The 20,195-nt window shown below is 61.8% G+C and carries 21 protein-coding genes and 2 pseudogenes; 9 read left to right on the top strand and 14 right to left on the bottom strand.

Annotation, left to right across the window (positions count from 1 at the left end):
* Window positions 1-183: 183 nt before the first annotated feature.
* Both IVA95_RS32420 and dusA read left to right on the top strand, forming a co-directional pair.
* Window positions 184-390 (top strand): hypothetical protein, encoded by a 207-nt coding sequence (locus tag IVA95_RS32420; protein WP_247514189.1) that lies wholly within the window; start codon window positions 184-186, stop codon window positions 388-390.
* A gap of 213 nt (window positions 391-603) precedes the next feature.
* Complete coding sequence (gene dusA, locus IVA95_RS32415; protein WP_346658085.1) at window positions 604-1,599, top strand: tRNA dihydrouridine(20/20a) synthase DusA; 996 nt, start codon at window positions 604-606, stop codon at window positions 1,597-1,599.
* A 73-nt stretch (window positions 1,600-1,672) separates the two neighbouring features.
* On the opposite strand, the gene IVA95_RS32410 is transcribed toward dusA, so the two are convergent.
* Complete coding sequence (locus tag IVA95_RS32410; RefSeq protein WP_247514188.1) at window positions 1,673-1,876, bottom strand: hypothetical protein; 204 nt, start codon at window positions 1,874-1,876, stop codon at window positions 1,673-1,675.
* Between IVA95_RS32410 and IVA95_RS32405 the strand changes: the two genes are divergently transcribed.
* Window positions 1,875-2,489 (top strand): hypothetical protein, encoded by a 615-nt coding sequence (locus IVA95_RS32405; RefSeq protein ID WP_247514187.1) that lies wholly within the window; start codon window positions 1,875-1,877, stop codon window positions 2,487-2,489. The two genes, IVA95_RS32410 and IVA95_RS32405, sit on opposite strands and share 2 nt — an antisense overlap.
* Window positions 2,490-2,525: 36 nt before the next feature.
* Here IVA95_RS32405 and IVA95_RS32400 read toward each other — a convergent pair.
* The 6 genes and pseudogenes from IVA95_RS32400 to IVA95_RS32375 form a co-directional block, all read right to left on the bottom strand.
* Window positions 2,526-3,583: pseudogene (locus IVA95_RS32400) on the bottom strand (maleylacetate reductase).
* 63 nt (window positions 3,584-3,646) lie between these two features.
* Window positions 3,647-4,285, bottom strand: a complete 639-nt coding sequence (locus tag IVA95_RS32395) for a hypothetical protein (protein WP_247514186.1) — start codon at window positions 4,283-4,285, stop codon at window positions 3,647-3,649.
* 48 nt (window positions 4,286-4,333) lie between these two features.
* Entirely contained in the window at window positions 4,334-5,023 is a 690-nt protein-coding gene (locus tag IVA95_RS32390; RefSeq protein WP_247514185.1) for an MFS transporter, read from the bottom strand.
* A 43-nt stretch (window positions 5,024-5,066) separates the two neighbouring features.
* Complete coding sequence (locus IVA95_RS32385) at window positions 5,067-6,092, bottom strand: amidohydrolase family protein (protein WP_247514184.1); 1,026 nt, start codon at window positions 6,090-6,092, stop codon at window positions 5,067-5,069.
* A 27-nt stretch (window positions 6,093-6,119) separates the two neighbouring features.
* On the bottom strand, window positions 6,120-7,352 hold the full coding sequence (locus IVA95_RS32380) for a flavin-dependent monooxygenase (protein WP_247514183.1): 1,233 nt from the start codon (window positions 7,350-7,352) through the stop codon (window positions 6,120-6,122).
* A 48-nt stretch (window positions 7,353-7,400) separates the two neighbouring features.
* A complete protein-coding gene (locus tag IVA95_RS32375; RefSeq protein ID WP_247514182.1) occupies window positions 7,401-7,919 on the bottom strand; it encodes a flavin reductase family protein in 519 nt (172 codons plus the stop codon).
* Window positions 7,920-8,098: 179 nt separating this feature from the next.
* Here IVA95_RS32375 and IVA95_RS32370 point away from each other — a divergent pair, with 179 nt between their 5' ends.
* Window positions 8,099-8,572, top strand: a complete 474-nt coding sequence (locus IVA95_RS32370; RefSeq protein WP_247514181.1) for a MarR family transcriptional regulator — start codon at window positions 8,099-8,101, stop codon at window positions 8,570-8,572.
* A gap of 91 nt (window positions 8,573-8,663) precedes the next feature.
* Here the strand turns inward: IVA95_RS32370 and IVA95_RS32365 are convergent, their stop codons facing one another.
* Both IVA95_RS32365 and IVA95_RS32360 read right to left on the bottom strand, forming a co-directional pair.
* Window positions 8,664-8,858 (bottom strand): hypothetical protein, encoded by a 195-nt coding sequence (locus tag IVA95_RS32365; protein WP_247514180.1) that lies wholly within the window; start codon window positions 8,856-8,858, stop codon window positions 8,664-8,666.
* A gap of 290 nt (window positions 8,859-9,148) precedes the next feature.
* Window positions 9,149-9,781, bottom strand: a complete 633-nt coding sequence (locus tag IVA95_RS32360; protein WP_247514179.1) for a leucine-rich repeat domain-containing protein — start codon at window positions 9,779-9,781, stop codon at window positions 9,149-9,151.
* 174 nt (window positions 9,782-9,955) lie between these two features.
* Between IVA95_RS32360 and IVA95_RS32355 the strand changes: the two genes are divergently transcribed.
* Window positions 9,956-10,405: a hypothetical protein gene (locus tag IVA95_RS32355; protein WP_247514178.1), complete on the top strand. Its 450-nt coding sequence runs from the start codon at window positions 9,956-9,958 to the stop codon at window positions 10,403-10,405.
* A gap of 75 nt (window positions 10,406-10,480) precedes the next feature.
* Here the strand turns inward: IVA95_RS32355 and IVA95_RS32350 are convergent, their stop codons facing one another.
* The 4 genes and pseudogenes from IVA95_RS32350 to IVA95_RS32335 form a co-directional block, all read right to left on the bottom strand.
* Window positions 10,481-11,038, bottom strand: coding sequence for a TIGR02281 family clan AA aspartic protease (locus IVA95_RS32350; protein WP_247514177.1), 558 nt, complete (start codon window positions 11,036-11,038; stop codon window positions 10,481-10,483).
* A 28-nt stretch (window positions 11,039-11,066) separates the two neighbouring features.
* On the bottom strand, window positions 11,067-11,270 hold the full coding sequence (locus tag IVA95_RS32345) for a DUF1289 domain-containing protein (RefSeq protein WP_247514244.1): 204 nt from the start codon (window positions 11,268-11,270) through the stop codon (window positions 11,067-11,069).
* Window positions 11,271-11,316: 46 nt separating this feature from the next.
* Window positions 11,317-12,921 carry a HAMP domain-containing sensor histidine kinase gene (locus IVA95_RS32340; protein ID WP_247514176.1) on the bottom strand — a complete coding sequence of 535 codons (1,605 nt, stop codon included), beginning with the start codon at window positions 12,919-12,921 and terminating at the stop codon, window positions 11,317-11,319.
* 203 nt (window positions 12,922-13,124) lie between these two features.
* Window positions 13,125-14,012, bottom strand: a pseudogene (locus IVA95_RS32335) (NAD(P)-dependent oxidoreductase); the annotation flags it as partial.
* Between the two features lie 158 nt (window positions 14,013-14,170).
* Here IVA95_RS32335 and IVA95_RS32330 point away from each other — a divergent pair.
* From IVA95_RS32330 to IVA95_RS32315, 4 genes are all read left to right on the top strand, one after another.
* On the top strand, window positions 14,171-14,608 hold the full coding sequence (locus IVA95_RS32330) for a VOC family protein (RefSeq protein ID WP_247514174.1): 438 nt from the start codon (window positions 14,171-14,173) through the stop codon (window positions 14,606-14,608).
* Between the two features lie 176 nt (window positions 14,609-14,784).
* Window positions 14,785-15,918 (top strand): Mrp/NBP35 family ATP-binding protein, encoded by a 1,134-nt coding sequence (locus tag IVA95_RS32325; RefSeq protein ID WP_247514173.1) that lies wholly within the window; start codon window positions 14,785-14,787, stop codon window positions 15,916-15,918.
* A gap of 181 nt (window positions 15,919-16,099) precedes the next feature.
* Window positions 16,100-17,188, top strand: coding sequence for a TRAP transporter substrate-binding protein (locus IVA95_RS32320; RefSeq protein WP_213252985.1), 1,089 nt, complete (start codon window positions 16,100-16,102; stop codon window positions 17,186-17,188).
* Between the two features lie 171 nt (window positions 17,189-17,359).
* Window positions 17,360-18,448 carry a TRAP transporter substrate-binding protein gene (locus tag IVA95_RS32315; protein ID WP_247514172.1) on the top strand — a complete coding sequence of 363 codons (1,089 nt, stop codon included), beginning with the start codon at window positions 17,360-17,362 and terminating at the stop codon, window positions 18,446-18,448.
* Between the two features lie 86 nt (window positions 18,449-18,534).
* Here IVA95_RS32315 and IVA95_RS32310 read toward each other — a convergent pair whose 3' ends face one another.
* A complete protein-coding gene (locus tag IVA95_RS32310) occupies window positions 18,535-20,190 on the bottom strand; it encodes a TRAP transporter large permease subunit (protein ID WP_247514171.1) in 1,656 nt (551 codons plus the stop codon).
* Between the last annotated feature and the right edge of the window lie 5 nt (window positions 20,191-20,195).

Genomic DNA, 20,195 nt, shown 5'->3' with positions numbered 1-20,195 from the left:
GCCAAATGGAAAACCGTCAGAGCATGTTCGATTCCCTTCTCATGCTATTAATGCTACTCGTGCAACGATTGGCGCCGTCTCGACAGGAGAGGCACCGTCGAGAAAGGCTTTCACGGCGGTGCGGGCGCGCAAATCGATCTCGGAAAGCGTTGGTATGTCGCCGAGCTGAAGCACGGCCTTCAGATGGACGTTTCCGTGGAGCATTCCAAGGAACTGGCGGGCGCCGGCTTCGCAATCCGCAAGATCGGCTTCGCCGACCTGCTTCGCTTTTGCCAGAATCCTCCGACCCACAGCGCGCAAGTTTTCTTACTCTATCATCGCCAGACTACGACCGCGGTCCTGAAGCGCTGGGCTTCGGGAGAGCGGCAGGTTACGTTGCGGCCGAAGTAGATGGATTTATCAGGAGGGTACAAACCTAGCGCGGTACTGCACGAGCTGATGCGGTACTGCAATGCTGTACCGGGAGGCGCGGCATCATCGCGAGAAGAAGAACAGGCGATCGACTTAAGCACTTGAAACGAAAGGAAAATGCCCAAATAGTCAGCTTTGAATTTGTGTTGGCCCAAAAATCAGCTATTCCAGACGAGACGAAAGCGAAATAGCATCAATATGTTAGCGCATCGATTTTGCATTGCTCCCATGATGGATTGGACCGACCGGCACTGCCGCGTGTTCCACCGTCTGATGAGCCGGCGCGCGCGGCTGTATACGGAGATGCTGACAACCGGCGCCATCATTCATGGCGACCGGAGGCGGTTGCTCGGCTTCGACCGACGTGAGTATCCGGTGGTGCTGCAACTCGGTGGTTCCGTTCCGGATGATCTCGCGATCGCCGCGAGGATCGGCGAGGAGTTTGGCTACGACGAAATCAACCTTAATGTCGGCTGTCCGTCCGACCGCGTGAAGGATGGCCGCTTCGGCGCCTGCCTGATGGCGGAGCCGGCGCTGGTTGCCGAGGGCGTCGCTGCCATGAAGCGTGCGGTCAAGATTCCCGTGACGGTAAAATGCCGGATCGGCATCGACGACCAGGACCCGGAAGTGGCGCTCGACGTGCTGGCGAGCGGCGTGGTCGCGGCCGGCGCCGACGCGCTGATCGTCCATGCCCGCAAGGCCTGGCTCAACGGATTGTCGCCGAAGGAAAACCGCGACATCCCGCCGCTCGATTACGACAGGGTTTACCGGCTCAAGGCCGCGCTGCCGGGTGTGCCCATTATCATCAATGGCGGCATCGGCAGTATTGCCGAGGCGAAGCGGCACCTCGACCATGTCGACGGCGTGATGCTGGGCCGGACGGCCTATCAGGAGCCGTGGCGTTTGCTCGACGTCGATCCGGAATTGTTCGGCGAGGTGACACCTCACGCGACGATGAAGGACGTCTTCGAAGCGATGTTGCCCTATATCGAAGACCAGTTGGCGCAAGGCGCAAAGCTGCATGCGATGACGCGGCACTTCGTCGGCGCGTTTCACGGCGTGCCCGGCGCGCGCGCCTTTCGCCGCCATCTGGCGGAGAGGGGCACCAGGCCGGGCGCCGGCGTCGATGTGCTGCGCGATGCGATCGCGCTGGTCGAGGATCGCGCAATGGCCTCGATTGCAGCGTGAGCGCGCTAAGCGCTCAAAAATTATCCCGCATCGCGCGCTGTTTATCTGTTGCGATCGGCGTCGCCCGATTCAGCTAACGCCAGAACAGCGCCAGCAGCAGGATCACGGGAAGCGGAATTCCCAAGAGCCACAGCAGCGCGCCTCGACCAAATGTCATGTCCATCCTCCTCGAACTGTTTGGGGTCCAATCGACGGAGGCTTCCAGTGGTTCCGCAAATAGGAACCAAAGTTTGCTGACAGCATTGGAACCAAAAACAGCAATGGAGGAATTGGTCATGGCTATGCTCAGTTTTCCCAACGCTTTCTTTGGTTGGACCTGGTCGGCCGTGCTGGCCGGCGTCTTTGCGTCGCTGGTAGTCCAGATCTTGCTAACCATGCTCGGGTTCGGCATTGGCTTGCTTGCGATTGATGTCCCGACCGCCCAATCAGCACCCGCCGGCGCCGGCTGGGCGGCGTTCGTGTGGTGGGCGGTGTCAGGGATCATCGCCGCCTTCGTGGGTGGCGCAGTTGCGGCCGCTAACTCTCCGGATCAGACAGGCCTCGGCCGCGTCGGACATGCCCTGGCCGCTTGGGCGGTCGCTACCGTCGTGGTGGTTGCGGCGGCGGCGACGCTTCCGGCTTCCGCGACCAGCGTTGCCAGCAATCTGGTTGGACCCTCATATGCTGCCAGCGCCCGCATCGCGTATTTGTCGGGTGTTCCCGGACGCGAGACGGTCGGTGCAGCCACCAGATCTCCGACGCAGGCTCAGATCGAGGAGGCGCGCAAACACTTCGCTTATGTCATGTTCGCCAGCTTCTGCGCTCTGCTGCTTGGCGCCGGTGCGGCCTATGCGGCCGGAATGGCGACCACGAGCCAGGCGGTCAAGGAGGCGGCGCGACCTGTCACGTAGAAGGTTTCTAGGCATGTCGATGTCCGGTCGAGGGGGTCATTGGGCGATTTGTGGAGCGTCTCCGCGCCACGCGCGCATGATCAATTCGCGGATCGCCTCTCGCTCGATCGGGCGCGGATTCCAGTAGGGGTTCTTCACGGCGAGGTCGGCGGCTTGATCGACGCCGCTCTCGGGCATGCCGATCTCGCGCAGCGACAGCGGCGCGGCAAGCCTTCGTGCCAGATCGTGGAGGCCGAGCGCCGGGTCGCCCACGCCAAGCGCTGTGGCAATGCGTGTCATCGCATCAGGTGCGGCAGGCGCATTGTAGGCGAGGGCGTGCGGGAGAATGACGGTGTGGGTCTCGGCATGCGGCAGATTGAACAGGCCGCCCAGCGTGTGGCAGAGCTTGTGATGCAGGGCCATGCCGACCGCGCCGAGGCAGACGCCGCAGAGCCAGGCGCCATAGAGCGCGTCGGTACGCGCCGTCTTGTCGCTTGGCTCAGCGCAGATTTTCGGCAGCGCCCGCGCCAGCGTGCCGATGCCTTCCTGCGCCATCAGCGATATGATGGGGTTGCGGTCGCGGGCGTAGAGCGCCTCGACCGCGTGCGCAATGGCATTGACGCCCGATGTCGCCGATAGCCTTGCCGGCATCGTCATGGTGAGGTCGACGTCATAGATAACGATCTCGGGGGGCTCGACTGTGTGGTCTTGATCCCGCCGCTGGTCTGGCCGACCACCGGCGTCATCTCGGAGCCGGCATAGCTTGTCGGCAGCACGATCTGCGGCAGATCGGTGCGCAAGGCGATCGCCTTGCCGAGGCCGGTGGTCGATCCGCCGCCGATCGCGACGATGCCATCGGCCTCAATCTCGCGCACGGTTTCCATCGCCCGTTCCGTCACTTCGACGGGCGTATGCATGACGGCCCCGGTGAAGACGCCGGCCAAACGTCCGCCGATCATCTCCCGGATGCCGGCGACCAAGTCTTTCTGCCGCGACGTCGTCAGCACTAGGGCGCGGGTGATGCCGAGCCGGGGCAATTCATCGGGCAATTGACGCAGCGTGCCGGTGCCGAACACCACCCGCATCGGCGCGGTCTGGTAGGTGAAGTCTTGCATGTTGCTCCTTGCGGACGAATGACCAGCTCCGGGATTAGGCCGCCCCGGAGCCGGACTTCCGGCTCAAGAGGCGGGCTGTGCAACCTTGCGCAAGCCGGCAGCCTCTTCAAGACTGCTTATGGGTGCGCTCGCCGGCTGCCGGGCCAGCAGGATAATCATCCCGGCGGCAATCGCGGAGACGCCGATCGACAGGAACATCGGTGTCGGGCTCTGGTAGTATTGCTGTAGCGCGCCGGCCACGAACGGTCCGAGAATGGCGCCGACGCGGGCGACCCCGAGCTCCATTCCGACCGCGGTGGCGCGCACGCCAGTCTCATAGGAAGCCGCAGTGAAATTGTTCAGCACGAATTGCGCGCCGATAATGAAGAAGCCGGCGGCCGCGACCGAGGTGATGTTGACGATGTGGACGTTCAGCACCACGAGCGACAACACGGCGAGGCCGCCAAAGGCCCACCAGGTCGCGATCAGCCCGCGGCTGTTGCCGGACCGGTCGACGAGATGGCCAAGCGCAAGGCCGCCGACGAACGACATGATCTGCATCAGCGCGCCGAAGCCGAAGCTTGCGGCAAAGGTTTCTCCCCGCTGCATCATCACCGTCGGAATCCATGCCGAAAGGCCGAAGATGCAGAACAGGCTGAGGAAGGCCGAGGCCCAGATCGCAAATGTGGTCCGTCGATATTTCGACTGTAGCAGCACCGCCACCGAATTGACCGGCTTCTCCGCTTGCCCGATGGCAATTTCAGCCGACTTTTAGGCGCCGGCGCGCTCGGGCCGAAGCTTCGTCAGCATGTCGCGGATTTCTCCGGTACGCCCCTGGAGTGCGAGGAATTTTGGCGATTCCGGCAGCATCATGTGCATGAACGGCAAGAGCAGGAACGACAGCGAGCCGATCCAGTACAGCGATGTCCAGCCGAAGATTGGCGTTGCAAACACGCCGGCGACACCGGCGAGCGTTCCGCCGAGTGCCCAGCCAAGCGCGACGCCCCATAGCGCAAACGTATTCGCGACGCGACGCGGCGCCAGCTCGTTGATGTAGGTGGTCGCGAGCGGCAGCAGCACGCCGAGTCCGATGCCGGTCAGGAGCCGCAGGATGCAGAAGGAGAGGAACGAGTCTGCCGAAGTCGCGGTGAGCAGGGTGAAGATACTAGTGATCCACAAGCCGCCGAGCAGGGTGCCACGGCGGCCGAGCCGATCGGCAATGATGCCATGGATGGCGGCCCCGAGCAGAAAGCCGACCAGTCCGCTGGAGATCAAGAGTCCCGCCTGGCCGGCCTGAAAGCCCCAGGGCTTTGCGACGTAGTGAATGACGTAAGCCGGGTTGAACGTGTCATAGCCGTCAAACAGCGTTAGCAATCCCATGATGGCGCCGAGGCGCCAGTGAAATTTTCCTACCTTTGCTTCGGCGAGTTCCTCGTGAAGATCGATTGCCTGCGCGGCCATGGCCGTATCCCTCCCAGATGGTGATTATGTCGTTTGAGGCCGCTTATTCCGCGGCTTGATGGATACCGTGCTCGGCGATGGCATGCTCGCCGAGACCGAGCTTGAACAGGTCGATGGCGTTGCGCCGGCCGATTTTCAGGCGATCGTTCTCGCTGATGCTGGCGCTGTTGAACCAGTCGGAAGCATGGTCCACGTTCTCAAACGGCCAGTCGACCGAGAACAGGATGCGGTCGGCCCCGATTTCGAGAATGGAATCGATCAGCGTTTGGGTGCGGAAATTGCCCGACGTTGTCAGGAAAAAGTTGGCGTTGAAGTAGTCGCAGATCTTCTTTTTCGCCTTGTGTTTCGGCGGTGCCTTGACCCAGCCGTTGCGATGATCAACGCGCCACATGCTGTAGGGCAGGCCTTCACCCATATGCCCAAGGATGATCTTCAGTCTTGGATACGCATCGAACAATCCCGACCCCATCAGGCGCAACGCATGCACCGCGGTCTCCTGTCCGAACGCCCAGGTCGGGCCCATCAGCCACGGATGTCCTTCATAGATCGCGCAGTCTTCCGGCAGCGGATTGCGCGGGTGCAGGTAGAAGGGCAGGCCGGTCTGCTCCACCGCCGCCCAGAACGGCCAGTATTGCGGCAGGTCGTAATAGACCGGCCGCTTGCCGTCGCCGATTTGCGAGAAGCCGTTGACCAGCGCGCCGCGGAAGCCGAGCGTCTTGATGCAGCGCTCGAGTTCGGCGATCGCGAGATCGGGGTCCTGCATCGGAAGTGCGGCAAAGGCCTGGAATCGCGAGGGCCGTTTTGCCACCTGTTCGGCAAGGAAATCATTGGCGCGGATCGCAATCTCGTTGGCGTGCTCGACGTCGGGGATTGCCTGAACCGCCGGCGCATTCAGTGACAGGATCATCATCTCGACGCCGTGGCGGTCCATCTGCGCCAGCCGCTTGTCCTGGATATCAAGCAGGCGGTCTTTCAACTCCGGCCAATAGGAGTCTGGAACGAAACCCGCTGAGTCCATCAGCGTATCCGGGATGGCGAAATGTTCCTCTAATGCGATTTTGCCCTGCATGTCGTCCTCGCTGATCTCTGATGTTGGTTAGTATTGTCCCTGCGGCGTCAGCCCGAGCGCGAGTTGGCCGTACATGGTGCCGACCGCGTCCCAGTTCATGCTGATGTGGCGGCCGACGGCATTGGCATCGCGCCACGCGCGTTGCACCGGGTTGGAAAGGTCGAGGCCGAGCCCGCCGGTCGACGCGTTCAGCGCTTCGCTGGCGCGGATGGCCAGCGCAACCGAAAACGCCTGGCCGCGGCGGCTGACGATGCGGTCCTCGATCGAAACGGGCCTGCCGTCGCGGATTGTCGCCGCGCGATCTCGGAGATCTCGCAGCAGCACTTCGCGCGCCGCATCGACGGAAGCGGTCGCTTCCGCCACGCGCAACTGAATGGTCGGGAAATCCGCCATGCGGTTGTTGTGGCCGGCCACCGCGCCGCGCGTGATCCTTCTGGAGGTGACGGCAAGATAGTCTTCCAGCGCGCCGGCGGCGGCGCCGACCGCGGCCGATACCAGGCAGGAAGGAATGTTCGACAGCATCGGTATCGAGAAGGTGGGGTTGGCGGCATAGAGTGCGGCGCCCGGCGTCTTGCCGGACGTGGTGTCGGCGAACGACAGCAGACGGTGCGACGGTACGAACACGTCTGACAGCACCAGCGTCTTGCTGCCGGTGCCGCTAAGGCCGACGACATTCCAGGTATCATCGATAACGTAGTCGGAGGCCGGAACCAGCAGGAAGGCTGGCGCAAACTGGCCGGCTTCTGTCTTCGACGGCACCAGCGCCGCACACAACGACCATTGCGCGTTGTCGCAGCCGCTCGCAAACGACCAGCGCCCGGTCAGACGATAGCCGCCCTCGACCTCGATCGCCTTGGCGGCCGGCGCGTAGGAGCCGCAGGCCAACGCATCTGGACTATCATCCCACACGTCACGCTGCGCCGCTTCCGGAAATCCCGCGATCAGCCATTGATGGGCCGCCAGCAGGCCGCCGACCCACGCCGTCGAGGCGCAGCTTTTCGCAAGCTCGATGTTCAGTTCGACCAGCACGTCGAAATCGTGCTCGTAGCCGCCGAACAGCGCCGGCTTGACGATGTCGAAATAACCGATGTTGCGTAGCGCCGTGATGTTCTCTGCGGGAACGCGCCCGGCCTTTTCCGTGGTGTGGGCGCGCGCCTTGATCTGCGGCGCGATCTGCGCCACGCGGCTTCGCAACTCGCTGATGTCGGGGCGAGGGGCTGACGGCGCAGGCACATCCTTCAACTGGGCGATTGATACCATTGGTTTGCTCCGGATCTTCGATGGGCTGAAAGGCGGCGGCTTGGCGGATTACGCAGCCTGGCTGTCGTGGGGCACCGAGAAGCAGTAGGTCGCGTCCTGGTAGATCAGCGGCTCGATCGGATCGCGGACGTTCACGGTCTCAGCTTCGCCGATGAAAATCGTATGCGTGCCGTAGGGGACGGCGGCGGCCTTCTTGCAGAAAATGTTGATCTGCGCATCGGCGAGATAGGTGACCCCCTCGGCCGAGGTCATCCATTGGCCGAGCCCGAACCGTTCCTCGGCGGGCACCGCGCCGCTGAACGCCGATGAAAGGGAGATCTGATCACGGCGCAGCACGTTCACGCAAAACCGGCGCGCCAGCAACATGATGTCGTGCAGCAGCATCTGCTGGTTGACGCAGACGATCAGCGAGGGCGGGTCGAGCGAGAGTGAGGTCACCGCGGTCGCCGTCATCCCGTGACGGCGGTTCTGGTCGGCAGATGTGATCACCGACACCGCCGCGGGAAATCGCCGCAACGCGCGCTTGAACGTTTCGCGCAATTCGTCGGATGCCGAATCCAGCGACATGTTTCCTCCACTGAACGGTCCCGCTCTTGCTCGGCGGTTTAACTTTCATGATCAATAATTGCATTTGCAAATGATATGAAAACTTTCAGATGCAACAATTGTCTTGAAAGCTGATCGCCGCACAGCTATTGGATGGGTGCAAAAGTTGCACCAAAGCGGGATGCAAGATCTTCTACCGGTTGACGAATTCCTTGCCCTACATGCTCAACCGCGTCGGCGTGCGGATGGGCGATCTGTTTTCCCGGCGCATCGCGGGCTACGGCGTGACGCTACCTATGTACCGCGTCATGGCGGCGCTTTGGGAAAAAGGCGATCAGCGCCTCGGCGATCTCGCCGATATGACGACGATTGAGATATCGACGCTGTCGCGCCTGATCGGCGAGATGAAGCGGCGAGGCCTCGTGACGCGCACGCGGCTGAAGGACAACGCGCGTACGGTTGCGATCAACCTCACGCCGAAGGGACGGACGCTGGTGGAAGAGTTGATTCCGATCGCCGTCCATTTCGAGGAAGTGGCGGTCCGCAATTTTCCGTCGAGGAACGTTTCGGATCTGAAGACGGTGCTCGCAGAAATCTACGAGAGCCTGAATTCGATCGAGCCCGAAATCGAGGAAGTCAACAGGACGCGCAGGGCGGCAAAGTCGAAAGGCTGATGTTTGCGGATGCGGCGCTGTTTTTGCCAGCTATGCGGGGCTGGTGCTCGATAAACCTCCTCGCGATTTTGGATCCGGACTCTGCCAGCCTTTAGCTGCGCATGGCGGCGCGAAAGCCGACGAAGCTTAACGCGCCAGCCACGACGACCGCAATCCAGCTTGCCCAGAACGGCACATCGACGCCATTCAAGGTAACGGACCATCCCATCACGATCCGGATCAACTGCAGAAATGCGATCAGAGAAAAGATGGTGGCGGCTAGTGTGCAAAAGCTCCTGATGGTCATTGCCGATCTTCGTGGCACACGACGACGTGCTCGTGCCCGCCGCGGCCAAAACGGGGAGGGCGGACGCGCCAGCTACTCCCTTAAGCAGGGAAGTAGCTTAGCGGAGCCATCTCGATCTGTAGCACAATCGGCGTTTCGCGGCGTCGCGAGTCTGGATCACTTCTGCCTTGGCACGTTTGAGGCGTCCCGGCGGCAATTGAGGATGTCTGCTTATCGGCGTAGACCAGAAGTGATCGGTTCACTGTCAAAACGTCGCGGATGACCCACTGCCGACGTTGCGAACGCAACCGCTACAGGTAAATCGCGCAACCTCGTTCTTCGAGCTCAGCGAACCAACTCGGGCGTGAAATCGTCGTCACCCAGCGCAGATCAAGTTTTTCGAGACGTGGAAGCTTAAGCAGCGCTTCCGGCAAGGTAGCGACAGGGTTCCCTCTCAAATCGATCTGTCGCAGCTCCACCATTGCACCGATCTCTTCCGGCAAATGGGTCAAGCTGTTGTTCCTGAGATGTAGCTCACGCAGCCGTGTCAGCTTGGAAATGGTCGCAGGCAGAGTGGCCAGGCGATTGTCGGTCACGCGAAGTTCGAGAAGTCCGGACATCTCGGTAACCGCGTTGGGCAGGCTCTCGAACTCGTTTTCGCTGATGTTAAGGTAGCGCAACCGAGTAAGACGCCCCAAAGGCGGCGGAAGCTCCTTCAGCGCGTTGTCGTGCAAGTAAAGGAAGCCGCTCAGGCCGACGAGTTCGCCTAGCGCAGCCGGAATCTGCCGCAACTGGTTGTGGCCCAGGTCCAGCGTCCTCAGGGCGCGTAGCTCGCCGACCCTGTCTGAGAGCTCCACCAGTCCATTGTCGGCCAGCACGAGCGATTGCAGGTTCGTCCGATCCCAGACGTGATCCGGCACGACGCCGAGCGCCTGTTTCCACAAGGATAAGTGCAAGTCCGACACGGTCCTCACAGCCAGATCATGCCTCTATTTCACGCGAAGACCAAGGCAGCTTCTGGCCAACATTCCGGCCAGGCGCGGAAGCGTCCGCTTTCGGGATGAGAGCGGGCGCGCAGCAGGAGAGGGCTGGACCCTACGCAGACGCTTGAGTATTTTTTGCAAGCTTACGCCGATATCTCGGCGGCGCGTGCCGTAGGTAAAGACAGGGCCGTAATGGAGATTGTTGGTCACCCACCCAAATTGGCCGGACTGCTATGCGACGCATTGATTTGTGAGGCGTTCGTTCGCAACGGAGAGCTTCTGGCGAATGCCAATGTTGTTCATCTGTGTTTTGAAGGCGTTTGGTATAGACTCGTCTTGGATTGTGGCGTGATGATTTGGCGCCAATCAATTGAAAGTCCCAAGCCTTGGGCGATTGAAGAGCTGGGTTGGCAATATCCTCACGTGAACGTTGGCGAAATGGCAGGCGTGATTGGCCGTCGCCTCGAATACTACCGGATGGACAGCCTCCCTCCCTCCGGCGCTGACGTCATGTTTTCCTTCGACAACGGCTGCACCGTCGTTATCAACAACGCAGAAGACCGATCGACATTTCGGATAACATGAACGTTCACGCATATGGCAGACTCGCTCCGGCGCTACTAGACGCTAAGCGGACCTGATAATCTATGAGTCCGCGCACTAGTTCGCAGCCGACCGGGTGCGTTTGCGGTTGGACGCCGTCACTTCGGGATAGCCGTGCAGCTTCAGCTTGTCGGCCTGCACGCCCCAGCTTTCCAGTCGGTCCAGAAAGCTCATGCCGAGCAGGTTGGTCTTCATCAGTCCGCGCGGCACCACCAGCGCCGGGACCGACTTCTCGACGAGGGCGCCGACTGCGAGACGATCGAGCGTCAGCCGCGCCGCCTTGGTGTGGCCGCCGGCGGTTTCGACATCGACATTGTATTCCAGCATCTCGATCGGCAGGCCGATCGCCTTCGCCGTCTCCCAGGTCAGCACCACGGACGTCGCGCCGGTGTCGATCACCATCGGCGCCTTGACACCGTTGATCTTGGCGTGCAGCGCGAATTCGCCGGCCTTGCCGCGTGCGATCTCCACGGCAGGTGCGGGCTCCAGGCTGCGTTGCCGCAGCATCTTTGATACCGAGTCGCCGGCGCGCGCGATCTGGCCCGGATCGCCATAGGCGACGACGGCGCCGGCGGTGGCGGCGAGCATCGCCAGAACGAGCATGATGCGGATCACTTGGCGCCTCCGCTGTTTCCTCCGATGATCAGCCGCGCTCGCTGCGCGGCGGCATCGGAACCAGACCCGCATCCACCATGCGCGCCGCAAGCCCTTCCATGACAGCCAATCGTTCCTCCGTTTCCATGCGATGCCAGCGCGCGATCTCCGGTAGCGTTCGTCCGCAGCCGAAGCAGAGTTTGGTTTTGGGATCGATCATACAGACTGCGATACACGGCGTTTCTTTACGCATTCCTTGATAGTGAGATGCTTTGTGTCCTTTGCGCAAGCGCTTGCGGCTACAACCCCGTGCCGGCACTCATGATCGGTTTGTGACGCACCCGCCGCTTGTCCTCGACGGCTGCCGTGACTGCGGGGTCGGGCTGCAGGGGCGGGGCCTCCTCGGCCATCGGCGCCAGCGCGCTCATCACGCGCTCCGGCGGGAAGGTGACGATGACTTCGGTGCCGATGCGCAATTTCGATTTTAGCGTGAAGGTGCCGCCATGCATGTCGACCAGGCTCTTCGCGATCGGCAAGCCCAGGCCCGCGCCCTGTTCGGCCGACTTGATCGAGTTGGAGCCCTGACCGAACGACGCCAGCACGATCGGGATTTCATCCTCGGCAATGCCGGAGCCGGTGTCTTTGACGCTCAGATACTGTCCGCCGGACGCGGTCCAGCCGACCTTGAGCCAGATATCGCCGCCCGGCGGAGTGAACTTGATCGAGTTGGACAACAGGTTGAGCACGACCTGGCGCGTCGCGCGCTCGTCGCCCCAGATCCTGGGCATGCCGTGCTCGAACACCTCATGAATGGTGATGCCGCGGCTGGTCGCGCGCAGCTTCAACAGATGGTGGCAGTCGGCGACGACATGCACGAGCGACACCGCTTCCTCGTTGAGTTCGTAGCGGCCGGCCTCAATCCGCGACAGATCGAGAATCTCGTTGATCAGATTGAGCAGGTGGACGCCCGAATTGTGGATGTCGGCGGAATATTCCTTGTAGACCGGCACGGTATGCGCGCCGAAAATCTCGCTCTTCATCACCTCGGAGAAGCCGAGGATCGCGTTCAGCGGCGTGCGCAGCTCGTGGCTCATCTGCGCCAGAAAGCGCGACTTGGCGACGTTGGCGGATTCGGCGCGGTGCCGCGCTTCGTCCGAGATCGCCTTTGCCTGTTCGAGCTCGCCGATCAGCGCGTCCTTTTCGGCGCGCGCTTCCAGCGTCGCCAGCGTGGTCGAATGGAGCTGGTGCGCGAGCAGCGCAAAATAGCTTTCGGCGGCGACCGCCAGCAGCGCGAGCGCGTAATTGTCGAACGTTCCGCCCATCACGAAGTTGAGCGCGATTGCGGCGGTCACCGGCGCGGTTGCGGCCACTGCCGCAATCGGCAGCGTCGCCGCCAGCATGCTCGACACCGCGATCACCAGCAGCATCAGGAACATCATCATCGTGTTCGAGACGACGTCGAGGCCGGCAGGGTGGAGCAGGATTGCGGTCCAGCACAGGCCGTAGAGCAGGTCGAGCAGCACGAACCGTGTCTGCCATCGGCGCGTGGCGGCGAGCGTGGGCTGCTCGCCGAGGAAGCGCTTGCAGTTGCGAATGATGGCGGCATGTATGCAGAGCATGCCGACGGTCCAAACCGCGGCCGGCACGGCATACTTCCAGAGGCCGAAAAGCACGCCGGTCGCAACCACCAGCAGCATGACGACGAAGGAAGCCGATACCCGGGTCTGGGCGTATTGTCGGAGCAATTCGGTATCGAAGGCCGGGCGGGTTCCGCTGGTCGACGTTAACCGATCGCGCGCCTCGCGAACCCGCTGCGCCGCCACGCGCCGGGTGTTGACCGCTGATGCGACCGGCGCTTCTGCCGGAAGCTGGACAACCTCGGGCTTCTCTGCGGAACTACTCATTGAACAACACAAAATCCTGCCCGCGAACCGCGCGGGCTTTTGCATTGTCTATCTGTGCCGCTAAATCATTAAGCGATGACTTAAAGAGCTAAAAATTCTCGTTAGCAGGAAGTTAAAATTAACCTGTCGGGCAGACGGAACCCCCACTTCTGATTGGATAAGAAGCGGGGGCTTTGCTCGTTGCCTTAACCTGTTTCTTTAACTCACCGCTCCAGTCGGGCCAAAAGGCTCGACGTATCCCAGCGCTTGCCGCCCATCTTCTCGACCTCGGCGTAGAACTGATCGACGAGGGCGGTCACCGGCAGGTTGGCGCCGTTGCGGCGGGCCTCACTGATGCAGATCGAGAGGTCCTTGCGCATCCATTCGACGGCAAAGCCGAAGTCGAACTTGCCGTCATTCATGGTCTTGTAGCGGTTCTCCATTTGCCAGGACTGCGCCGCGCCCTTGGAGATGGTTTCGATCACGGCCGCAACGTCGAGCCCGGACTTCTTGGCGAAATGAATGCCCTCGGACAGTCCCTGGACAAGACCTGCGATGCAGATCTGGTTGACCATCTTGGTGAGCTGCCCGGCGCCGGCGGGCCCGAGAAGTTTGCACATTCTTGCGTAAGCGCCGGAAATGATCGGCTCGGCAGCGGCATAGGCGTCTTCCTTGCCGCCGCACATCACCGTCAGCACGCCGTTTTCCGCACCCGCCTGGCCACCGGACACCGGCGCGTCGATGAACTTGAAGCCGGCCTTGACGGCGGCAGCATCGAGCTCGCGGGCGATTTCGGCGGAGGCGGTGGTGTGGTCGACGAATACCGCGCCCTTTTTCATGCCGGCGAAGGCGCCGTCAGTGCCGATCGTGACCGCGCGCAGGTCATCGTCGTTGCCGACGCAGCACATCACGAAATCCTGACCTTCCGCCGCGGCCTTCGGCGTCGGCGCGGTGCGCCCGCCGAACTTGTCCGCCCACTCCTTCGCCTTGGCTCCGGTCCGGTTGTACACGGTCACCTCGTGGCCGCCTTTTTTCACCAGATGTCCTGCCATGGGGAAGCCCATAACGCCGAGACCGAGAAAAGCGACTTTAGCCATGTGAGTTACCTTGGAGTTTTCGCCGGCGACGTTGGGCCGGCCGGACGGTGTTTTTGGAGGAGCCGCACCATAACCGCTGCGCAGGGGAGGGCAACGCCTTCGTTGGTGGGCGGGGCCGGATTCGTGCTAGGATAGGTTCCTCAAGAACCTCACAAAAAAGGGAGTGACATCGCATGGGCGTCAGCGTGGGCGTGCTCGACCATTTCAACATCCGGACCCGCAAACTGGCCGATACGGTCCGGTTCTATGAGGACATTCTGGGCCTGGAAAAGGGCGCCCGGCCGAACTTCGCATTTCCCGGCGCGTGGATGTACAGCGAGGGCAAGGCGGTGGTGCACCTCGTCGATATTTCCAAGACCGACGAGCCGCAAAAGCCCGATTCCGGCGTTGTCCACCATGTAGCGTTTGCCAGCTACGGCTTTGACGGCATGAAGCGGCGGCTGGAGCAGAAAGGCATGGCGTACGACTCCCGGCAGGTTCCGGGCGGTGACCTCTGGCAGATCTTCGTCAATGACCCCAATGGCGTCATGATCGAACTGAACTACGAGGCGGCCAAGGAGCAGGCGGCTGCCGCCCCCGCGGAGCGGCGGGACGACGTAGCAGCGAGATAGCCTTTTGCGCTGAACCGCTTTATGGGTCGCACCGGACCGGCATAGCGTATTGGAACGAGGCTCCGCTTCCGGACTTGGTCCGGAGGGGGTCGGGCTCGCGTCAAGAATGCGCGTCAAAACAAGCGAGTAGGGCCCGGTTCTCGATCAGAACCGCAAGGGCTTCAGGAGATGCGCGAGTGAGCGTAACGCAGCAACAGGTTCTCGATGCCCTTGGCCGGGTGGCCTCGCCCCGCGGCGTGCCACTGACCAATGCCAACGTGCTGTCGGCGATTTCGGTCACCGACGGCAAGGTGTTCTTCTCCATCAATGTCGACGCCGCCGAGGCTAGAGCCTGGGAAAGCGTGCGTGCGCAGGCCGAAGCCGCGGTGCGCGCGATCCCCGGTGTCAGCACGGCGATGATCGCGCTCACGGCCGAGCGCAAGCCCGGATCGCCGCCGGCCGCGCCAGCGGCGCACCGGCATTCGCATGGCGTGCAACCCGCTTCCGCCCACCGCCCGCCGCAGGGCGCGGCGTCGCCGATGTCGAAGCAGGCGGAGATCCCCGGCGTTGCCGCCGTCATCGCGGTCGCGTCGGGCAAGGGCGGTGTCGGCAAGTCGACCACCGCGCTCAATTTGGCGCTCGGCCTACGCGACCTCGGCCTGCGCGTCGGGCTGCTTGATGCCGACATTTACGGCCCCTCGGTGCCGCGGCTGACCGGCATCAGCGAGAAGCCGCAGCTCAACGACGACCGCAAGATGATTCCGATTAAGCGTTTCGGGCTTTCGATCATGTCGATCGGCTTCCTGGTCGAGGAAGACACCGCTATGATCTGGCGCGGGCCGATGGTGATGTCGGCGATCACCCAGATGCTGCGCGATGTGGCGTGGGGCACGCTCGATATTCTCGTCGTCGACATGCCGCCCGGTACGGGGGACGCGCAATTGACCCTGGCGCAGAACGTCCCGCTCAAGGGCGCGGTGATCATCTCAACCCCGCAGGATCTCTCGCTGATCGACGCGCGGCGGGGGCTTGCGATGTTCAAGAAGGTCAACGTGCCGGTGCTCGGCATCGTCGAGAACATGAGCTACTTCCAGTGCCCGGAGTGCGGCACGCGCTCGGACATTTTCGGCCATGGCGGCGCGCGCCATGAAGCGGAGCGGCTGGGCGTCCCATTCCTGGGCGAGATCCCGCTGCACATGTCGATCCGGACCACCTCGGATGAGGGTAATCCGGTGGTGGCGAGCGAGCCTGATGGCCCGCATGCCGCGATCTACCGGGCCATTGGGACCAGGGTTCGCGACCAGCTTCAGGGCGCCATTGCGGCGGCCTGAGGTCCCTTTATCCGCGCCCATAAGACTTTCGTTTAATCAGTGCAGTCATGCCTTTGTCGCGTTTTCGAGCACGAACTTCCGTGTTAAAGCGCGCCCGCCAGAACGCCCCGGATGACGTGGAATTCGCCCCGCCGGAGGAACGTTCGAGGAAATTTGGGAAACGACCCGAAGGAGAGCTTGAATGAAGCGTCGTGATTTTTTGAAGGTTTCAGCGGCCGGTGCTGCCGCGACAGCCGTTGCCTCGCCGGCGATCGCGCAATCGTCGCCTGAGATCAAATGGCGCCTGACGTCGAGCTTCCCGAAGTCGCTCGACACCATCTACGGCGGTGGCGAGTACCTGGCCAAGCAGGTTGCCGAGATGACCGACAACAAGTTCCAGATCCAGGTCTTCCAGGCCGGCGAACTGGTGCCGGCTCTGCAGGCGCTCGACGCCGTCTCCAAGAATACGGTCGAGATGTGCCACACTGTTTCGTATTATTACGTCGGCAAGGATCCGACCTTCGCGATCTTTGCCTCGGTGCCGTTCGGCCTCAATGCACGCCAGCAGAACTCATGGCTGGCGCAAGGCGGCGGTAACGAGCTCGCCAACGAGTTCTTCAAGAAGTCCGGCGTGATCGGCTTCCCCTGCGGCAACACGGGCACCCAGATGGGCGGCTGGTTTCGCAAGGAGATCAAGACGGTTGCCGATCTGTCGGGTCTCAAGATGCGCATCGGCGGCATTGCCGGCCAGGTCCTCCAGAAGTTGGGCGTGGTGCCGCAGCAGATCGGCGGCGGCGATATCTATCCGGCGCTCGAAAAGGGCACCATCGATGCCGCGGAATGGGTCGGCCCGTACGACGACGAGAAGCTCGGCTTCGCGAAGGTCGCAAAGTACTACTACTACCCCGGCTTCTGGGAAGGTGGCCCGACGGTTCATGCCTTCGCAAATCTGGAGAAGTGGAACGAACTGCCGAAGGGCTATCAGGCGATCCTTACGAATGCCGCAGCGAACACCAACGCCTGGATGAATGCGCGCTACGACATGCAAAATCCCGCGGCGTTGAAGCGCCTCGTCGCCGGCGGCACGCAGCTTCGTCCGTTTACCAACGAAGTGCTGGACGCTTGCCTGAAGTCGACCAACGAATTGTGGGCCGAAATCTCCGGCAAGAACGCGGACTTCAAGAAGGCAATCGATGCGATGCAGGCCTATCGCTCCGACCAGTATCTGTGGTGGCAGGTCGCCGAGTATACCTATGACAGCTTCATGATCCGTTCGCGTACGCGCGGCTGATCGGAGCCCGATACCTTTCCCAAATTGCTACAAGGAAGCCCGGCCTTCGCAAGAAGGTCGGGCTTTTTTTGTTTCCATCCAATTACTTATGGAAATTGGCGGCCGGATGCTCCATGCTTGGTTCCAAGCCTCGACACGAAGGCTGACCGGCATAACCAAAAGGGATGGAATATGAAGCGAAGAGATTTTCTCAAAGTATCCGGCTTGGGTGCGGCAGGTGCTGCAACGATTGCAGCGCCTGCGATTGCGCAGGGCCTGCCCGAAATCAAGTGGCGCATGCCGACGAGCTGGCCAAAGTCCTTGGACACGCTCTATGGCGGCGCCGAATTGATGGCCAAGATGGTCGGCGAAGCCACTGATAACAAGTTCCAGATCCAGACATTTGCCGGCGGTGAAATCGTCCCGGGCCTGCAGGTTCTCGACGCCGTGCAGAATGGTACCGTCGAGATCGGCCATACCGCGTCATACTACTATTTCGGCAAGGATCCGACCTTCACCTTCGGCTCTGCGGTGCCGTTCGGGCCGAACATGCGCCTCAACCAGGCTTGGTACATGCTCGGCGGCGGCAGGGACCTGCTCAACGAGTTCTACAAGAAGTACAATGTGACCTCGCTGCTCGCCGGCAATACCGGAGCGCAGATGGGCGGTTGGTACCGCAAGGAGATCAAGACGCCAGAGGACCTCAAGGGACTGAAGCTGCGCATCGGCGGCTTTGCCGGTCGTGCGCTGCAGAAGCTTGGCGTCGTCCCGCAACAGATCGCCGGCGGCGACATTTATCCGGCGCTCGAAAAGGGCACTATCGATGCCGCAGAGTGGGTCGGCCCCTACGACGACGAGAAGCTCGGCTTCGCGAAGGTTGCCCCTAACTACTATTATCCCGGCTGGTGGGAAGGCGGCCCGATGCTGCTGGCCTTCGTCAATCTCGACAAGTGGAATGCGTTGCCGAAATATTACCAGTCGGTTCTCGAACAGGCCGGCCACTACGCCAACAACTGGATGATGGCAAAGTACGATCAGGCCAATCCGCCCGCGTTGCGCAAGCTGATCGCAGCCGGCGCCAAGCTGCGCCCGTTCCCGGCGCCGGTGATGGAAGCCTGTTACAAGGCGGCGAAGGAGTTGCACAGCGAAGTCGCAGCGAACAATGCCGATTTCAAGAAGGTGTATGAATCGCTGACATCGTTCTCGAACAGCGGCTATTCATGGTTCCAGGTGGCCGAACTCGGATACGACGGCTTCATGGCGCGTCACTCGCAGGGCTGATTTCGTCGAACCTGCCAAAAAGCAAAAACCCCGGAGCGAAAGCTCCGGGGTTTTCTTTTGGGAAGCGGATGATTTGAGCAGGGGGGCTACTGTTTGGGCTGCCCGAAATCCAGCGGCGGCAATTCGATCTGCGGCACCTCGATCTTGATCGTATTCGGATCGATCGTGGAGGCTACGCCCTTGTAGTGCATCACCATCGCCGGGAACATGATGACCAGCACGACCATGATAACCTGGATGACGACGAACGGCACCGCGCCCCAGTAGATCTGGCCAGTGGTCACCGGGTCCATGCGCTTGCCGGTCACGCGATCGATGTAGGATTCCTTCGGCGCCACCGATCGCAGATAGAACAGCGCGAATCCGAACGGCGGATGCATGAACGACGTCTGCATGTTGACGCCGAGAATGACGCCGAACCAGATCAGGTCGATGCCGAGTTTTTCCGCCGCCGGTCCGAGCAGCGGAATAATGATGAAGGCCAGTTCGAAGAAATCGAGGAAGAAGGCTAGGACGAAGACGAGGGCATTGACGAAAAGGAGGAAGCCGATCTGGCCGCCGGGCAGGGAGGTCAAGAGATGCTCGACCCAGATGTGGCCGTTCACGCCGTAGAACGTCAGTGAGAAAACGCGCGCGCCGATCAGGATGAAGATCACGAAGGCCGACAGCTTGGCCGTCGATTCCGTCGCTTGCCGGATCAGATCCCAGCTCAGCCGGCGCTTGGCGGCGCCGAGAATGAGTGCGCCGGCGGCGCCCATCGCGCCGCCTTCGGTCGGCGTGGCAATGCCGACGAAGATGGTGCCGAGCACCAGGAAGATCAGGAACAGCGGTGGCACCATCACGAAGGTCGTCTGCTGCGCCATCGCCGACAGGAAACGGAAGCCGGTGAACTTATGAATGAGCCAGTTCGCCACCGCCACGAAGAAGGCGAACAGGATGCCATAGAACATGCTGAGCACGACGTAATCGGCGCCGCGCGATTCCGAATGGCGCATCATGAACCAGCCGAAAACGCAACTGACTATGAAGAGAACGCCGAGCGACCAAAGTCCGCGGCTGCCATCAGGCTCACGGAAACCGACCGCCTCCACTGGCAGACCCGGAGCAGCCTTGGGAAAGATCATGCTTACCAGGAATGCGTAGCCGGCATACAGGGCAGCGAGCACCATTCCCGGGATGAACGCGCCCTCGTACATGTCGCCGACCGATTTGCCGAGCTGGTCGGCCATCACGATCAGGACGAGAGAGGGAGGAATGATCTGCGCCAGCGTACCGGAAGCGGCGATGACGCCGGTCGCCATTCTTCGGTCGTAGCCATAGCGCAACATGATCGGCAGCGAGATCAGGCCCATCGATATGACGGAAGCGGCCACGACACCTGTGGTCGCCGCGAGCAACGCGCCGACGAAAATGACAGCATAGGCGAGGCCGCCGCGGACCGTGCCGAACAATTGTCCGATAGTGTCGAGCAGATCCTCGGCCATGCCTGACCGTTCGAGCACCAGCCCCATGAATGTGAAGAACGGAATGGCGAGCAGCGTGTCGTTGTTCATCACGCCGTAGACGCGTTCAGGCAGCGCTTGTAGGAAGTCAGGGCGGAACTCACCAAGCTCGATGCCGACAAAGGCGAAGATCAGTCCAACCGCGCCGAGCGAAAATGCCGCCGGATAGCCCAGCAGCAGGATGATCACCAGTGACGCGAACATGATCGGCGCCATGTTGGCGATGAGAAAAGCAGTCATCAAGT

The sequence above is a fragment of the Bradyrhizobium sp. 157 genome, assembly GCF_023073815.1.
Lineage (GTDB): Bacteria > Pseudomonadota > Alphaproteobacteria > Rhizobiales > Xanthobacteraceae > Bradyrhizobium.
Note: the sequence above shows the minus strand (reverse complement) of the source record. Positions and strands in the feature narration are given on the sequence as shown.

Coding starts and splice junctions, on each gene's coding strand:
- IVA95_RS32420 (WP_247514189.1), top strand. CDS start 184: ATGGACGTTTCCGTGGAGCATTCCAAGGAACTGGCGGGCGCCGGCTTC.
- IVA95_RS32405 (WP_247514187.1), top strand. CDS start 1,875: ATGGCTATGCTCAGTTTTCCCAACGCTTTCTTTGGTTGGACCTGGTCG.
- IVA95_RS32410 (WP_247514188.1), bottom strand. CDS start 1,876: ATGACCAATTCCTCCATTGCTGTTTTTGGTTCCAATGCTGTCAGCAAA.
- IVA95_RS32390 (WP_247514185.1), bottom strand. CDS start 5,023: ATGGCCGCGCAGGCAATCGATCTTCACGAGGAACTCGCCGAAGCAAAG.
- IVA95_RS32385 (WP_247514184.1), bottom strand. CDS start 6,092: ATGCAGGGCAAAATCGCATTAGAGGAACATTTCGCCATCCCGGATACG.
- IVA95_RS32380 (WP_247514183.1), bottom strand. CDS start 7,352: ATGGTATCAATCGCCCAGTTGAAGGATGTGCCTGCGCCGTCAGCCCCT.
- IVA95_RS32375 (WP_247514182.1), bottom strand. CDS start 7,919: ATGTCGCTGGATTCGGCATCCGACGAATTGCGCGAAACGTTCAAGCGC.
- IVA95_RS32365 (WP_247514180.1), bottom strand. CDS start 8,858: ATGACCATCAGGAGCTTTTGCACACTAGCCGCCACCATCTTTTCTCTG.
- IVA95_RS32345 (WP_247514244.1), bottom strand. CDS start 11,270: ATGCGTAAAGAAACGCCGTGTATCGCAGTCTGTATGATCGATCCCAAA.
- IVA95_RS32340 (WP_247514176.1), bottom strand. CDS start 12,921: ATGAGTAGTTCCGCAGAGAAGCCCGAGGTTGTCCAGCTTCCGGCAGAA.
- IVA95_RS32330 (WP_247514174.1), top strand. CDS start 14,171: ATGGGCGTCAGCGTGGGCGTGCTCGACCATTTCAACATCCGGACCCGC.
- IVA95_RS32320 (WP_213252985.1), top strand. CDS start 16,100: ATGAAGCGTCGTGATTTTTTGAAGGTTTCAGCGGCCGGTGCTGCCGCG.
- IVA95_RS32315 (WP_247514172.1), top strand. CDS start 17,360: ATGAAGCGAAGAGATTTTCTCAAAGTATCCGGCTTGGGTGCGGCAGGT.
- IVA95_RS32310 (WP_247514171.1), bottom strand. CDS start 20,190: ATGACTGCTTTTCTCATCGCCAACATGGCGCCGATCATGTTCGCGTCA.